The 14,908-nt window shown below is 68.5% G+C and carries 14 protein-coding genes; 9 read left to right on the top strand and 5 right to left on the bottom strand.

Annotated elements, in window-relative coordinates:
• The first annotated feature begins 111 nt into the window (after window positions 1–111).
• The 9 genes from nuoL (at window position 112) to FVA80_RS10730 (ending at window position 12,743) form a co-directional block, all read left to right on the top strand.
• Window positions 112–2,247, top strand: coding sequence for an NADH-quinone oxidoreductase subunit L (gene nuoL / locus FVA80_RS10770; protein WP_147907019.1), 2,136 nt, complete (start codon window positions 112–114; stop codon window positions 2,245–2,247).
• A gap of 1 nt (window position 2,248) precedes the next feature.
• Window positions 2,249–3,769, top strand: a complete 1,521-nt coding sequence (locus FVA80_RS10765; protein ID WP_147907020.1) for an NADH-quinone oxidoreductase subunit M — start codon at window positions 2,249–2,251, stop codon at window positions 3,767–3,769.
• A gap of 10 nt (window positions 3,770–3,779) precedes the next feature.
• Entirely contained in the window at window positions 3,780–5,225 is a 1,446-nt protein-coding gene (gene nuoN, locus FVA80_RS10760) for an NADH-quinone oxidoreductase subunit NuoN (protein WP_147907021.1), read from the top strand.
• 58 nt (window positions 5,226–5,283) lie between these two features.
• Window positions 5,284–6,087: a biotin--[acetyl-CoA-carboxylase] ligase gene (locus FVA80_RS10755; RefSeq protein ID WP_147907022.1), complete on the top strand. Its 804-nt coding sequence runs from the start codon at window positions 5,284–5,286 to the stop codon at window positions 6,085–6,087.
• Between the two features lie 16 nt (window positions 6,088–6,103).
• Window positions 6,104–7,777: a ribonuclease J gene (locus tag FVA80_RS10750; RefSeq protein WP_147907023.1), complete on the top strand. Its 1,674-nt coding sequence runs from the start codon at window positions 6,104–6,106 to the stop codon at window positions 7,775–7,777.
• A 321-nt stretch (window positions 7,778–8,098) separates the two neighbouring features.
• The gene (gene mce / locus FVA80_RS10745; protein WP_147907024.1) at window positions 8,099–8,503 is read left to right on the top strand and encodes a methylmalonyl-CoA epimerase; all 405 of its coding nucleotides are present in this window, start codon (window positions 8,099–8,101) and stop codon (window positions 8,501–8,503) included.
• Window positions 8,500–8,835 (top strand): DUF1467 family protein, encoded by a 336-nt coding sequence (locus FVA80_RS10740; protein WP_147907025.1) that lies wholly within the window; start codon window positions 8,500–8,502, stop codon window positions 8,833–8,835. The genes mce and FVA80_RS10740 overlap by 4 nt, the downstream gene beginning before the upstream one ends.
• Before the next feature lie 533 nt (window positions 8,836–9,368).
• A complete protein-coding gene (gene thrS, locus FVA80_RS10735; RefSeq protein ID WP_147907026.1) occupies window positions 9,369–11,396 on the top strand; it encodes a threonine--tRNA ligase in 2,028 nt (675 codons plus the stop codon).
• Between the two features lie 330 nt (window positions 11,397–11,726).
• On the top strand, window positions 11,727–12,743 hold the full coding sequence (locus FVA80_RS10730; protein ID WP_246692354.1) for a sensor domain-containing diguanylate cyclase: 1,017 nt from the start codon (window positions 11,727–11,729) through the stop codon (window positions 12,741–12,743).
• Between the two features lie 16 nt (window positions 12,744–12,759).
• Here FVA80_RS10730 and FVA80_RS10725 read toward each other — a convergent pair whose 3' ends face one another.
• From FVA80_RS10725 to FVA80_RS10705, 5 genes are all read right to left on the bottom strand, one after another.
• The gene (locus FVA80_RS10725; protein WP_147907027.1) at window positions 12,760–13,191 is read right to left on the bottom strand and encodes a hypothetical protein; all 432 of its coding nucleotides are present in this window, start codon (window positions 13,189–13,191) and stop codon (window positions 12,760–12,762) included.
• Window positions 13,192–13,278: 87 nt separating this feature from the next.
• Window positions 13,279–13,512: a hypothetical protein gene (locus FVA80_RS10720; RefSeq protein WP_147907028.1), complete on the bottom strand. Its 234-nt coding sequence runs from the start codon at window positions 13,510–13,512 to the stop codon at window positions 13,279–13,281.
• A gap of 131 nt (window positions 13,513–13,643) precedes the next feature.
• Complete coding sequence (locus tag FVA80_RS10715) at window positions 13,644–13,898, bottom strand: hypothetical protein (protein ID WP_058194295.1); 255 nt, start codon at window positions 13,896–13,898, stop codon at window positions 13,644–13,646.
• 99 nt (window positions 13,899–13,997) lie between these two features.
• Window positions 13,998–14,183 carry a hypothetical protein gene (locus FVA80_RS10710; protein ID WP_147853858.1) on the bottom strand — a complete coding sequence of 62 codons (186 nt, stop codon included), beginning with the start codon at window positions 14,181–14,183 and terminating at the stop codon, window positions 13,998–14,000.
• A gap of 34 nt (window positions 14,184–14,217) precedes the next feature.
• The gene (locus FVA80_RS10705; RefSeq protein WP_147907029.1) at window positions 14,218–14,424 is read right to left on the bottom strand and encodes a hypothetical protein; all 207 of its coding nucleotides are present in this window, start codon (window positions 14,422–14,424) and stop codon (window positions 14,218–14,220) included.
• Between the last annotated feature and the right edge of the window lie 484 nt (window positions 14,425–14,908).

Genomic DNA, 14,908 nt, shown 5'->3' with positions numbered 1-14,908 from the left:
ACGCGACCCGATTTCGCGGCCCCGCGTATACGGGCCTCGCGCATACGGGCCCCGAGTGACAATCCGGACGCCGCCCCGCGGCCGGCCCGGATGACGGACTGCAAGAGAGCGATGTATCACGCGATCGTCTTCTTCCCGCTGATCGGCTTCCTGATCGCCGGCCTGTTCGGCCGGTACATCGGGGCCCGGGCCTGCGAGTACATCACCACCGCGTTCCTGGCCTTCACGGCCCTGATCGCCTGGGGCGTGTTCCTCGACGGCGGCCATGCCGAGCGGGTGCAGGTGGCGTCCTGGTTCTCGGCCGGCGACCTCCAGGTCGACTGGGCCTTCAAGGTCGACGCGCTGACCCGGGTGATGCTCGTGGTCGTGACCACGGTCTCGACCCTCGTGCACCTCTACTCCGTCGGCTACATGCACGAGGATCCGCACCGGCCGCGGTTCTTCGCGTACCTGTCGCTGTTCACCTTCGCCATGCTGATGCTGGTGACGGCCGACAATCTCGTGCAGATGTTCTTCGGCTGGGAGGGCGTCGGCCTCGCCTCCTACCTGCTGATCGGCTTCTGGTACGAGAAGCCCTCCGCGAACGCCGCCGCCATGAAGGCGTTCATCGTCAACCGGGTCGGCGATTTCGGCTTCTCGCTGGGTATCTTCCTGGTCTTCGTTCTGACCGGCTCGGTGGCGTTCGACGCGATCTTTGGCAAGGTCGATGCGATCAAGACCCTGAGCTTCCACTTCCTCGGCTATGACTGGAACGCCCTGACGCTGGCGTGCCTGCTGCTGTTCATGGGTGCCATGGGCAAGTCGGCGCAGTTCCTGCTGCACACCTGGCTGCCCGACGCCATGGAGGGGCCGACCCCGGTCTCCGCGCTGATCCACGCCGCCACGATGGTGACCGCCGGCGTGTTCATGGTCGCCCGCCTGTCGCCGCTGTTCGAGGAGGCGCCGAACGCGCTGATCGTCGTCACGGTGATCGGCGGCATCACGGCCTTCTTCGCCGCCACGATCGGCCTGGTGCAGAACGACATCAAGCGGGTGATCGCCTACTCGACCTGCTCGCAGCTCGGCTACATGTTCGTGGCGCTCGGCGTCGGCGCCTACTCGGCCGGCGTGTTCCACCTGTTCACCCACGCCTTCTTCAAGGCGCTGCTGTTCCTCGGCGCCGGCTCGGTCATCCACGCGATGCACCACGAGCAGGACATGCGGAACATGGGCGGCCTGCGCTCCCACATCCCGTTCACCTGCGCCATGATGGCGATCGGCTCGCTCGCGCTGATCGGCTTCCCGTACACGGCCGGCTACTACTCGAAGGACGCGATCATCGAGGCCGCCTACGCCTCGACCCGGCCCGGCCACACGCTGGCCTTCCTGTGCACCGTGGTGGCGGCGTTCTTCACGTCGTTCTACTCCTGGCGTCTGTTCTTCATGACCTTCGAGGGCCCGGCCCGCTGGGGCATCCACGGATCGCATGATCACGCGGCCCCGGCTGTCGCGCATGCCGGCACCTCCCATGCCAGCACCACCCACGCCGCGATGGCGCACGAGGCCGACGGCGCCCCGGGTCATACCGAGGGCGTGGCCCACGACGATCACGGCCACGACGTCGAGCCCGCCCACAAGAGCGACCTCGTCGCGGACGACCATCACGGGCACGGCCATCACGGCGACCACACGCCCCACGAGAGCCCCCTGGTGATGACGATCCCGCTGGCGATCCTCGCCTTCGGCGCCCTGTTCGCCGGGATCATCTTCCACGACCGCTTCATCGGGTCCGGGATGGACGCGTTCTGGGGCCATGCCCTGGCGCACGGCCCCGAGAACCACATCATGCACGAGATCCACGAGGTCCCGGCGCTCGTCTCCTACGCGCCGCTGATCATGCTGATCCTCGGCTTCGTCCTGGCGTTCTGGATGTACATCCGCCGTCCGGAACTGCCGGGTACGCTCGCCGCGCAGCATCCGTCGCTGTACCGGTTCCTGCTCAACAAGTGGTACTTCGACGAGCTCTACGACCGGATCTTCGTGCGTCCGGCCAAGGATTTCGGCCTGTTCCTCTGGAAGCAGGGCGACGGGAAGATCATCGACGGCCTCGGTCCCAACGGCATCGCGGCGCGGGTCGTCGACGTGACCCGCGGCGTCGTCCGCCTGCAGACCGGCTACGTTTACCACTATGCCTTCGTCATGCTCATCGGCGTGGCCGGCCTGATCAGCTGGTACCTGATGGCCGGCCTGCCCAAGGGTGTTCACTGACATGCTCGGCCTCGGAATCCTCTCCGGCCTGCTGATCGTCCCGCTCTGCGGCGCGGCCTTCATCCTCACCCTGAAGGGCGACGAGGAATCGGTCGCGCGCAACACCCGCTGGGCTGCGCTCGCCACGACGATCGTCACCTTCGTGCTCTCCCTGGTGGCCTGGGGCCGTTACGACGCCACGTCGTCGAGCTTCCAGCTCGTCGAGTCGCACCCGTGGCTCGCCGAGACGATCCGGTTCAAGCTGGGCGTCGACGGCTTCTCGATGCCTCTGATCCTGCTCACCACGTTCCTGATGCCGTTCTGCATCGGTGCGTCGTGGACCTCGATCCACGTCCGGGTGAAGGAATACTTCGTCGCGTTCCTCGTCCTCGAGACGACGATGATCGGCGTGTTCGCCTCCCTCGACCTGGTGCTGTTCTACCTGTTCTTCGAGGCCGGCCTGATCCCGATGTTCCTGATCATCGGGATCTGGGGCGGCCAGCGGCGGATCTACGCCAGCTTCAAGTTCTTCCTCTACACTCTGCTCGGCTCGGTGCTGATGCTACTCGCCGTGATGGCGATGTACTGGCAGGCCGGCACCACCGACATCCCGACCCTGCTGCAGTACCGCTTCCCGGCGAACATGCAGACCTGGCTGTGGCTGGCCTTCTTCGCGTCGTTCGCGGTGAAGATGCCGATGTGGCCGGTCCATACCTGGCTTCCGGACGCCCACGTCGAGGCGCCCACGGCCGGCTCGGTGATCCTGGCGGGCATCCTGCTGAAGATGGGCGGCTACGGCTTCATCCGGATCTCCCTGCCGATGCTGCCGGTGGCGAGCCACGACTTCGCCCCGCTGGTCTTCGCTCTCTCGGTGATCGCGATCATCTTCACGTCGCTCACCGCGCTGATGCAGACCGACATCAAGAAGCTGATCGCCTACTCGTCGGTCGCCCATATGGGCTTCGTGACGCTCGGCCTGTTCACCTTGAACGAGCAGGGCATCCAGGGCGCGCTGTTCCTGATGATCTCGCACGGCATCGTGGCGGCGGCGCTCTTCCTCTGCGTCGGCGTGGTCTACGACCGGATGCACACCCGCGAGATCGCGGCCTATGGCGGCCTCGTGAAGCGGATGCCGCTCTACGCGGTGGCGATGATGGTGTTCACCATGGCCAATGTCGGCCTGCCCGGCACCTCCGGCTTCGTCGGCGAGTTCCTGTCGATGCTGGGTGCCTTCAAGGCGAACCCGACCGTCGCGTTCTTCTCCACCTTCGGGATCATCCTGTCGGCCGCTTACGCCCTGTGGCTGTTCGCCCGGGTGATCTACGGCAAGCTCGAGAAGCCCAATCTTCAGGGCATTCTCGATCTCGACACCCGCGAGAAGATCATCCTGGCGCCGCTGGTGGCGCTGACGATCTATTACGGCGTGCACCCGGCCCCCGTGCTCGATGTCTTCGCGCCCTCCACGGAAGCGCTGATGACCGGCATGAAGGCCGCCCTCGCCAACACCCAGACCGCGGCCGCCGCGCTGCCGCTCCCACGCTGAGACGGAACAGATGCCCACCGTCCACTCCGTCCTGCCCTCGCTGGCGCCGCTGCTGCCCGAGCTGATCCTCAGCGTCGGCGTGCTGCTCATGATCCTGTACGGCGCCTGGCGCGGCGACCGCTCCGCCGAGACGGTGAGCATCGGCGCCCTGGTGCTGCTGCTGCTGGCGCTGTTCGTCGTCCTGTCGCAGCCGACGCACGGCCGGGTCACCACCCTGTCGGGAGCGTTCGTCTCCGACGCGTTCTCCAAGGTGATGAAGTCGCTGGTGCTGCTCGGCTCCGCGTCGACGATCCTGCTGGCGCATGACTTCTTCAAGCGCGAGCGGATCGACCGGTTCGAGTTCCCGGTGTTGATCGTGCTCTGCACCATCGGCATGATGGTGATGGTCTCGGCCAACGACCTGATCGCGCTCTATCTCGGGCTGGAGCTGCAGTCGCTCGCCGCCTACGTGATCGCCGCGTTCCACCGGGACGACGCCAAGTCGACCGAGGCCGGCCTCAAGTACTTCGTGCTCGGCGCGCTGTCCTCCGGGATGCTGCTCTACGGCGCCTCGCTGATCTACGGCTTCACCGGCACGGTCTCGTTCCCCGGCATCGTCTCGGCGCTGAACGAGAATGCGGGCCTGGGCATCGTGCTCGGCATCGTGTTCGTGGCCGCGGGCGTCTGCTTCAAGATGTCGGCGGTGCCGTTCCACATGTGGACGCCCGACGTGTACGAGGGCTCGCCCACCCCGGTGACCGCCTTCTTCGCCACCGCGCCCAAGATGGCGGCCGTCTCCATGACGGTGCGGGTGTTCATCGGCGCCATGCCGGACGTGACGGCGATCTGGCAGCAGATCTTCATCTTCGTCTCGGTGGTCTCGATGGCGCTGGGCTCGTTCGCGGCCATCGGCCAGCGCTCGATCAAGCGCCTGATGGCCTACTCATCGATCGCCAATATCGGCTACGCGCTGATCGGGCTCGCCTGCGGTTCCGAGGAGGGGATCAGCGGGCTCGTCACCTACATGATCATCTACCTGGCGATGACGCTGGGGACCTTTGCGATCATCCTGTCGCTCCGGCGCCGGGACGTGATGTTCGAGTCGATCGAGGACCTGTCGGGCCTGTCGCGCACCCATCCCTGGCTGGCCTTCTGCCTCGCCGCGATGATGTTCTCGCTGGCCGGCATCCCGCCGCTCGCCGGGTTCTTCGCCAAGTTCTACGTGTTCGCGGCCGCCATCAAGGCCGGCCTGGTTACGCTGGCCGTGATCGGCGTCGTGACCAGCGTGGTCGGCGCCTACTACTATCTGCGGCTGGTCAAGATCATGTATTTCGACGAGCCGAAGGAGCCCTTCGAGGCGATGGCGCCCGGCCTGCGCGTGGTGCTGGCCCTGTCGAGCGTGGTCGTGGTGCTGTTCTTCCTGCTGCCCGGACCGCTGGTCGGCGTCGCCGGCCGGGCGGCCCGGTCGCTGTTCTAGGCCCGGTGCGTCCTGCGGCCCTTCCGATGCACCTGGGGCCTGCACGGAAACGAACGCCTTGAGCTACCGTCTCGGACCCGAGGCGCGTGCCCAGGGCCACCGCCTGCACGTTCACGGCACGCTGGGCTCGACCAACACTGAGGCCATGGCCCAGGCCCAGGCGGGTGAGACCGGTCCACTCTGGGTGGTGACCCAGCGGCAGGAGGCGGGCCGGGGGCGCCGTGGAAACACCTGGGCGTCGCTGCCGGGCAACCTCGCGGCGAGCGTGCTCTGGCCGGTGGCCGGGGTGGCGCCCGAGCACTTGGCCGAGCTCGGCTTCGTCGCCGGCCTCGCCCTGATCGAGGCGCTGGAGGCGACCTGCGGCACCCTGCCGGATACCCGGGGCGCGCCTTGCGCACGATCTCTGGCGTTGAAATGGCCGAACGACGTGCTGCTCGGCGGCGGCAAGCTGGCAGGGTTGCTGCTGGAAGCCGAGACGCTGCCGGGGGGGCGCAGAGCCGCGGTCGTCGGCTTCGGCGTCAACGTCGCGGCGGCCCCGGAGGGACTCGGCGCAACGAGCTTGGCCGCGACGGGTTACGCGGGCGGCTCCGAAGCGCTACTGGAACATCTCTCGGACCGGATGGCCGTGCGAGCACGCGCCTGGGACCGAGGACGGAATTTCGCTCCCCTGCGCGAGGATTGGCTCGCGCGGGCCGCGGGTCTTGGGTCGGAGATCGCGGTGCGGAGCGGCGGACACATCCTGCGGGGCGTGTTCGAGACCATCGACGAGGGGGGGCGGCTCGTGATCCTCGCCCCCGACGGAAAACGGCATACCGTGACGGCGGGCGAGGTGCATTTTGGAACGGCCGCGACGGCGGCATGACGTTGGACGACGACAGATGGTGATGGGACAGGAGGAGCTGGTCTTCCTGCCGCTCGGCGGCGTGGGCGAGATCGGGATGAATGCGGCCCTCTACGGGTTCGGTCCGGAGAAGGGCCGGAAGTGGATCATGGTCGATTGCGGCATGGGCTTCGCCGGCGAGGAGCAGATGCCGGGGATCGACCTGATGTTCCCCGACCTCTCCTTCATCGAGGAGAGGCGGAAGGACCTGCTGGGGATCTTCATCACCCACGCACACGAGGACCATATCGGGGCGATCTCGGAGCTGTGGCCTCGCCTCAAGGTGCCGGTCTACGCGACCCGCTTCGCCAAGAACCTGCTTGAGACCCGCCGCCTCTCGGAGCCCGGCGCCCCGAAGGTCGAGCTGCGCGAAGTGAAGCCGGGCCGCCGGGTGACGGTCGGCCCGTTCGAGCTCGAATACGTGCCGGTCTCGCACTCGATCCCCGAGTCGAACGCCATCGCGATCCGCACCGCCGCGGGCCTCGTGGTTCATACCGGCGACTGGAAGATCGACCCGACCCCCGTGGCCGGCGAGGTCACCTCGCCCGAGGCGTTCACGGCGCTTGGCGACGAGGGCATCCTGGCGCTCGTCTGCGACTCCACCAACGTGGTGCGCGAGGGCTTCTCGCCGAGCGAGCGGGAGGTCGCCGCCACCCTCAAGACGCTGATCGCGGAGTCGCCCCACCGGGTCGCGGTCACGACCTTCGCGTCAAACGTGGCGCGCATCCGGGCCGTGGCCGAGGCGGCCGTGGCCTGCGGCCGCGAGATCGTGGCGGTCGGCCGGGCCATGGACCGGGTGATCGATGTGGCCCGCGAATGCGGCTACCTCGACGGCCTGCCCGAGTTCCGCCGCTCGGATTCCTGGAAGAACCTGTCCCGCGAGCGGGTCGTGGCCCTGCTCACCGGCTCGCAGGGCGAGCCGCGGGCGGCGCTCGCCCGAGTCTCCCGCAAGGACCATCCGGATATCAGCCTGGCTGCCGGCGACCGGGTGATCTTCTCGTCGCGGGCGATCCCCGGCAACGAGCGCGACGTCGGCTCAATCATCAACGACCTGATCGAGCAGGGCGTCGAGGTGATCACCGACCGGACCGAGCTGGTCCACGTCTCCGGCCACCCGAGGCGGGACGAGATGGTCGAGATGTACAAGTGGACCCGGCCGGGCACATCCATCCCGGTCCACGGCGAGGCGCTGCACCTCGACGAGCACGCCCGCTTCGCCCGGGCCCAGGGCGTCCAGAACGTCGTCAAGGCCCGCAACGGCAGCCTCGTCCGCCTGAGCCCCGGCAAGCCCGAGGTGATCGACCACGTGAAGGCCGGCCGCCTGTTCAAGGACGGCAACGTCCTGATCGACGAGAAGGACCGGGCGATCCCCGAGCGGCGCAAGCTCATGCAGGCCGGCCTGGTCTCGGTGGCCATCGCCATCGACGAGGACGGCGTCGTGCTGGGTGATCCGGCGGTGGACATCATCGGCCTGCCCAATCGCGGCCGCTCCGGCGAGCCGTTGATCGAGACGGTGGTCGATGCGGTCTCGCGCACCCTGTCGGGGATGTCGCGGGGCAAGCTCAAGGACTCGGAGGGCGTCGAGAAGGCGGTCGACCGGGCCGTGCGCACCGCCGTCAACGAGGTCTGGGGCAAGAAGCCGGCCTGCCACGTGCAGGTGGTGGAAGTCTGAGCGGTCATCCCGAAAGGCCGGTTCCGGCTTTCGGAAAACGATGCCGCGCAACCAAAGACCGAGCGCATCGTCCGGGTTCTGATATCCAGGACGACGCGCTAGGATAAAAGAACGAGACGACGGACCACGGCAGGTCCCACCCAATCCCCTCATCCTGAGGTGCCCGGCGATCGGAGATCGCTGGGCCTCGAAGGAGCCCTCCAGCCGGCCGCGCGATCCCTGGAGGTCTCCTTCGAGGTTGCTGCGCAGCACCTCAGGATGAGGTCGGCATGAGGGAGACGCGGGACCAGCCGATCGGGGCGTCAACGGGAGGAACCAAAAATGATCGGTCGGCTCAATCACGTGGCCATCGCCGTGCAGGATCTCGAGGCGGCCTGCGCCGTGTACCGCGACACCCTGGGCGCGACGATCACGCCGCCCCTGCCGCAGCCCGAGCACGGGGTCACGGTGGTGTTCGTCGAGCTTCCCAACAGCAAGATCGAGCTGATGGCGCCCTTGGGCGAAGGGTCTCCGATCGAGGCCTTCGTGGCCCGTAACCCGGGCGGCGGCGTCCACCACGTCTGCTACGAGGTCGAGGACATCCTGGCCGCCCGCGACCGGCTGAAGGCCCAGGGCGCCCGGGTGCTCGGCACCGGCGAACCGCGGATCGGCGCTCATGGCAAGCCGGTCCTGTTCCTGCACCCCAAGGACTTCCTCGGCACGCTCGTCGAGCTGGAGCAGGTGTGAACCGGATCCTGACCGCCCTGACCCGCTCGACGCCGGCGACCCTGGCCGCCGTCGCCGTGCTGGTGGCCGCCTTCGTGACCGTGGCCGTGAGCCAGTTTCGGCTCACGATCGGCGGGGCGATCGCGCTCTACTTCGTCGTGTGGTGGACGCTGCTCTTCGCGGTCCTGCCGCTGCGCAACCAACCCGAGACCCGGCCCGGGCACGTGGTGCCGGGCCAGGATCTGGGCGCCCCGGCCCGTCCGCGTCTGCGCGAGAAGGCGATTTGGACGACGCTGGTGGCCGGCGTCGCCTTCCTCGCCGCCCTGGCCATATTCCCGCTGACGGGGCTGTAGGGGGCGCGCCGCCGACGCGGCGACCGGTTCGGCGGCAGAGCGCGTTCCAGCGAACATTTCGAGCGTACGGGCAGCGGCCCCGAAGCTCCGGACCTCCCTGTCCGCCGAGAGGCGGCGACGTCACGCATCGCCTTCCGCGAAGTGCACCCTCGCGGCTCCGGCCTAGGCAGGTCGGAGGCAGCGTGCGCTCGTGCGGGAGGACGGACCCGCGCAGATCTCGGCCGGCGCCTGGGTCCCCGCGTCCCGTGTGGCTGGAGCGTCCTGGGCCATGCCCCCGGCTCCGCGGGCGCATGAGGACCAGGACACGCGTGCGGACGCGGCACGACGAACGTGGCGACGGACAAAGGCCCGCAAGCACCGGCGGCCGGCGGATCCGGCCACCGGCGTAAAACAACGGTGATCGGGCAGCACACGCCCTGGGCCGATCCCTCGCCAAGGAATAAAAAAACGTCTACACGGCCGCTCCCCGAACACGCCGACATGACGACGCTTACCTGCCGCGTATGCAGGACTGAGCCTGGAGAGCCTGAACCATGCCGATTCTCACCTTCCCCGACGGCAACACGCGGGAGGTCGCCGCCGGCACCACCGGCCGCAGCGTGGTCGAGGGCATCGCCAAGTCGCTGGCCAAGCGGACCGTCGCCATGGCGCTCGACGGCACGGTCGCCGACCTCGACGATCCGATCGCCCGGGACGCCCGCATCGAGTTCCTCGACCGGACCGACCCGCGCAGCCTTGAGCTGATCCGCCACGATTGCGCGCACGTGCTGGCCGAGGCCGTCCAGAGCCTGTGGCCGGAGACGCAGGTCACGATCGGCCCGGTGATCGAGAACGGATTCTACTACGATTTCTACCGCGAGACCCCGTTCACGCCCGAGGATTTTCCGAAGATCGAGGCGAAGATGCGCGAGATCATTGCGCGCGATGCCCCCTTCACGAAGGAGGTCTGGAAACGCGAGGACGTGCGCGCGCTGTTCGAGGGCAAGCAGGAGAAATTCAAGGTCGAGCTGGTCGACGCGATCCCGCCCGGCGAGGATCTGAAGATCTACCGGCAGGGCGATTGGTTCGACCTGTGCCGCGGCCCGCACATGACCTCGACGGCCAAGGTCGGCGCCGCCTTCAAGCTGATGAAGGTCGCGGGCGCCTACTGGCGGGGCGATTCGAACAACCCGATGCTGACGCGCATCTACGGGACCGCCTGGGCGGCCCAAGCCGACCTCGACGACTACCTGCACCGTCTCGAGGAGGCCGAGCGCCGCGACCACCGCCGCCTCGGCCGGGAGATGGACCTGTTCCACTTCCAGGAGGAAGGGCCGGGCGTCGTCTTTTGGCACGCCAAGGGCTGGACGATCTTCCAGGAGCTGATCGCCTATATGCGCCGCCGGCTGCGCGGCGACTATGCCGAGGTGAACGCCCCGCAGATCCTCGACAAGGCCCTGTGGGAGACCTCCGGCCACTGGGGCTGGTACCGGGAAAACATGTTCGCCGCGCAGTCGGCGGGCGACGAGGCCGAGGACAAGCGCTGGTTCGCCCTCAAGCCGATGAACTGCCCGGGCCACGTGCAGATCTTCAAGCACGGCCTGAAATCCTACCGCGACCTACCCCTGCGGCTGGCCGAGTTCGGCGTGGTGCACCGCTACGAGCCCTCGGGGGCCATGCACGGGCTGATGCGCGTGCGCGGCTTCACGCAGGACGACGCCCACGTGTTCTGCACCGAGGACCAGCTCGCCGACGAGTGCCTGAAGATCAACGACCTGATCCTCTCGACCTACGCGGATTTCGGCTTCGACCAGATCGTCGTGAAGCTCTCGACCCGGCCCGAGAAGCGCGTCGGCTCGGACGCGCTCTGGGACCACGCCGAGGACGTGATGACCCGGGTGCTCGCGCAGATCGAGGCGCAGTCGGCCGGCCGGATCCGCACGGAGGTCAACCCGGGGGAGGGCGCGTTCTACGGGCCGAAATTCGAGTACGTGCTCCGCGACGCCATCGGGCGCGACTGGCAATGCGGCACCACGCAGGTCGACTTCAACCTGCCCGAGCGATTCGGTGCCTTCTACATCGACGCCGACGGCACCCGGAAGCCGCCCGTGATGGTGCACCGGGCGATCTGCGGCTCGATGGAGCGGTTCACCGGCATCCTGATCGAGCACTTCGCCGGGCATTTCCCGCTCTGGTTGTCCCCGGTCCAGGTGGTGGTGGCGACGATCACGGGCGAGGCCGATGCCTACGCGCGCGACGTCGTGCGGGCCCTGGAGCGGGCAGGGCTGCGGGTCGAGGCGGATCTGCGCAACGAGAAGATCAACTACAAGGTCCGGGAGCACTCGCTCGCCAAGGTGCCGGTCCTCCTCGCGCTCGGAAAGCGCGAGGCCGAGGAGCGCACGGTCTCGATCCGGCGGCTCGGCAGCCAGCAGACCCGCTCGCTGCCCCTCACGGAGGCGGTGGCGGCCTTCGTGGCGGAAGCGACCGCCCCGGACCTGCGCCGGGCGCAAGCCGTGGCCGACACGGTCCCGACCAGCGACACAATCCTCGACGGGCATCACGGCGTCCACGCGACGCCGTGACGTTTGGGGGCGGATGGACCGTCGGCCCGCCAAGATGAATCGGCGCAGAGTGAAGAATCAACCGATCCCCGCGGCGGGCATTCGCGGGGATCAGTTGGGGCCGGCGCAGGCTTGCCCGGTCGAGCCGGGCAACCCTAAGTCATCGACCCTGATCGCCCACACGCGTCGATTCACGCGACTTCCAGAGGGATTGGAGCCTGTGTCGCGGAGTTTCGGTGCGAACGCCGTTTCGTCAAGGTAGGCGAAAGGAATCCCATTCTAAGTCGCCCCGGTAGCAGTCTTCGGCGGATCCTCCGGCCATCGAGCAGGAGCCAGGATCCCGCCGGGTGCTTGAAGGGGGTCGCCATGAAGGCGCGGGCGGGCAGGGTTTCGGCGCGGCTGGAACGCCATGAGCGGGCGCCGATCGCCGCCTCCGGGGGCTACGGGTTCCGTCGCGACCGGCGGCTCGGGGCCCGGATCGTCCGGGCCCTGGACAGCCTGCCGCTCGGCTTCTGCCTGTTCGATGTCGGCGACTGCCTGGTCTTCGCCAATGCCGGCTACCGGCGGATCTTCGGACAGACGGCCGGGCAGGCGCGGCCCGGCATGCATGCCCGGACCCTCATCGCGCTCAACACGGCGCGGGGCCTCAAGGCCGATCAGGACCCGGCCAGGATCTGGGCGGAGCGGCGCCGGATCCTGGCCCGGCGCGATCCCGAGACCGTACTGCAGATGCTCTCGGACGGGCGCCAGGTCGCCCTCACGCTTCAGCCGCAGCCGGATGGCGGCTGGATCGCCCTCTACGAGGACGTGACCGAGCGCCGGCGGATGGAGGCGCTGCTGCGCCACAGGGCCGATCACGACCCGCTCACCGGCCTGCCCAACCGCTCCCTGTTCGAGACCCGCCTCGACCGGGCGGCGGCCGAGCCGGGCGGCTGCGCCCTGCTGTGCATCGACCTCGACGGCTTCAAGCCGGTCAACGACGTCTACGGCCACGCCACGGGCGACGCACTGCTGCGGCAGGTGGCCGAACGGCTCCGGGAGGGTCTCGACGACCGGGATACCGCGTCCCGCCTCGGCGGCGACGAGTTCGCCCTGCTGCTGGACGACACCCCGCTCGCGACCGTGCTGGACTTGGCCCACCGCATCCACCGACGGCTCACTGAACCCTACGATGTCGGGGCCGATCGGCCGGTCCTGATCGGGGCCGCCATCGGCATCGCCTGCGCACCGGTCCACGCCACCCAGGCGCAGATCCTCGTCGCGCAGGCCGACGCGGCGATGTACCAGGCCAAACGGCTGGGCCAACCCTGCCTGTGGGACGCCACGCTGCGCCTCGGCCTCGCGCCGGTCGGTCCGGTGGCCCCGTGACGGCCGGCGGCCCCGCTCACCGGGCCTTGTCGTGCTCGGCGAGACCGACGGCCTTGTAATCGTAGGTGGGGTAGAACTCGGTGCGGTATGCGCCCCAGGCGGTATCCTCGAGGACGCGGTTGATTTCGCGGAGCCGGGTCGCGGGCAGCCGCAGGACAATGATCTGCCCGATGCCCATGACGACGTTCCAGGACACGACCTCGACACCCGGCGGCGGGAAGGCCTTGTAGAAGCCCTGCTTGGCCAGCTGCGCGTTCAGCTCGGAAAGCGGACGCGACTGGTCGTGCCGCAGGAAGACCGTGAGCAGGATGGCGTTGTCCGGCGTCGCCGGGGCCGAGCCCGCCTGCGGCGGCGGCGGCGTCTGGGCCATGGCTGGAAGCGCCGTCGAGCAGGCCAGCAGCGCAAGCGCCGCCAGACCCGTCCGGGTCGCGATCCTCAAGCGTCTCATGCGTTCTCCCCGCTCCTCCGAACCGGCGCGACACCAACGCGCCACGCCCGCTTTCGTCGCAGCACGCGCGACCGGCGGCCCGGGTGTTCAGTCCGGCTCGACATCGTAGGACAGGCGCAGCCGCAGGCGGACGGCGCCCTGCTCGTCCCGGACGGCGATCACGTAATCCTGCCGCACCCGCGGGTCCGAGAGCCCCTGCGCGATCCGGGTCATCATGCGCACCGCCTGCGCCTGCGCGGCGGCGAGATCGGGCAGGTCGAAGCCCTTCTGGTCACGAACTAGGTTCGCACCATCGTGGAGATCGATGAAGTATCGGGGCACGGATATTGGCTCTGGAGACGCGATCGCGCGCCAGCATCGTGCTACGTTGTTTCTACGTAGTGTCCAGTGGGCGAAAGATGCATTTCGCCCCCGGCGTATACCTGCCGCGGTCCAGGCCTCGGTGAGATGCGTCAACCGCCCTGCAGGCTCTCGGCGAAGTCTTCCGGCACCTCACCGAACTGGCCGAGGATGGTCACGCCCTCGAGCTCGCCGGTCTCGTCGTCGGCGACCACCTTCAGCGCCGCCGCGCCCGGCATCCGGGCGGCCAGCGCCTCGGCCTTCTTGAGCGCGCCGAACTCGCTCTGGGCGGGCTCCTGCCGGGCCGGCCTCAGTCGCTTCCGATGCAGCTCGAACGGCTGCACCACGAATGTCGTCTTCATCGCCATCCGCTTCCTTTGAAGCACGCGGCGCGGTTGCGATAGGGCGTCCCCGCGAAAGATGGCCGCCGGCTCGCCGGGGGCGGCGACGCGTCCGGCCGTCCCCGGTCAGAGGCTGCGGGTCGTGACGCCGAGCGCCAGCAGCAGGTAGGCCCCGATGAAGAACCATTGCCGGTGCGCCACGACCGTCCGCCCGACCATCGGGATGCGGGTGTAGAGGCTGGCGACGGCAAGGCCGATGAGCACGGCCGAGACCAGGAAGGTGAGCAGGCGCGGGGCGGACAGCGTGGGCATGCCCCATGCTCGCGCCGGGACGGTTACCGGCGCGTTACCGGTCGAGCCCCGGAATGCGGGGCCGGTCCGGTGTGAGCGGGCCGGTGGAGCCCGGCAGCAACCCGACCTGAGCCAGCCACAGCGCCATGATTGCCCCGGCGATCAGGGTCGCCAGCGAGGCCAGCCGGCCGGTCCAGCGCCGCGTGATGATCATAACGGCCAGGACGACCAGAAGGGCGAGGAGGAGAACGAGCAGGAGCATGGTTGGCCAATGCCATGCCCGAGCCCGCGCGTCACCGCGGCGACGACCGCCTTTCAAAGACTAATCGCCTTGAAGTTGAGAATATCGGGGCACCCCAATCATGCAAGGTGCGGAGCCGGGGAGGGCTGGCGCCGGACGCCACCGGGGGATCGCGGCTGTGCCTTAACCATGACGCTCGATCCCCTCTGCGCCCCCACCGTGCAGGTCCAGCCGTGGTCGGAACGTCGGGCGCACAGTCCTGCACACACACTCACCGTGTCGCAACCAACGCCGGCAGGCCAACGCCGAGATGCTGCGGAGGCCTGACAACTTCCCCTGATCCAACGATCACTCTGTTGAAGAAGAATATTCCACGCCTGCGCTGACAAAGCATGTGGTGCTACGCTCGGGCCGGCGGACGCATCATCGGGTCTTCGACCAAACGGTTCGAATCACGGGCCGGACCAGGAATCCGTATAATCTCAGACGCGGCAAACGATTGGGC

It is taken from the genome of Methylobacterium sp. WL1 (genome assembly GCF_008000895.1).
Classification (GTDB): Bacteria; Pseudomonadota; Alphaproteobacteria; order Rhizobiales; family Beijerinckiaceae; genus Methylobacterium.
The sequence above is the reverse complement of the archived record's forward strand: the minus strand, read 5'-3'. Positions and strand labels throughout refer to the sequence as shown.

Coding starts and splice junctions, on each gene's coding strand:
- FVA80_RS10765 (WP_147907020.1), top strand. CDS start 2,249: ATGCTCGGCCTCGGAATCCTCTCCGGCCTGCTGATCGTCCCGCTCTGC.
- nuoL (WP_147907019.1), top strand. CDS start 112: ATGTATCACGCGATCGTCTTCTTCCCGCTGATCGGCTTCCTGATCGCC.
- nuoN (WP_147907021.1), top strand. CDS start 3,780: ATGCCCACCGTCCACTCCGTCCTGCCCTCGCTGGCGCCGCTGCTGCCC.
- FVA80_RS10705 (WP_147907029.1), bottom strand. CDS start 14,424: ATGCTCCTGCTCGTTCTCCTCCTCGCCCTTCTGGTCGTCCTGGCCGTT.
- thrS (WP_147907026.1), top strand. CDS start 9,369: ATGCCGATTCTCACCTTCCCCGACGGCAACACGCGGGAGGTCGCCGCC.
- FVA80_RS10710 (WP_147853858.1), bottom strand. CDS start 14,183: ATGCCCACGCTGTCCGCCCCGCGCCTGCTCACCTTCCTGGTCTCGGCC.
- FVA80_RS10750 (WP_147907023.1), top strand. CDS start 6,104: ATGGTGATGGGACAGGAGGAGCTGGTCTTCCTGCCGCTCGGCGGCGTG.
- mce (WP_147907024.1), top strand. CDS start 8,099: ATGATCGGTCGGCTCAATCACGTGGCCATCGCCGTGCAGGATCTCGAG.
- FVA80_RS10715 (WP_058194295.1), bottom strand. CDS start 13,898: ATGGCGATGAAGACGACATTCGTGGTGCAGCCGTTCGAGCTGCATCGG.
- FVA80_RS10725 (WP_147907027.1), bottom strand. CDS start 13,191: ATGAGACGCTTGAGGATCGCGACCCGGACGGGTCTGGCGGCGCTTGCG.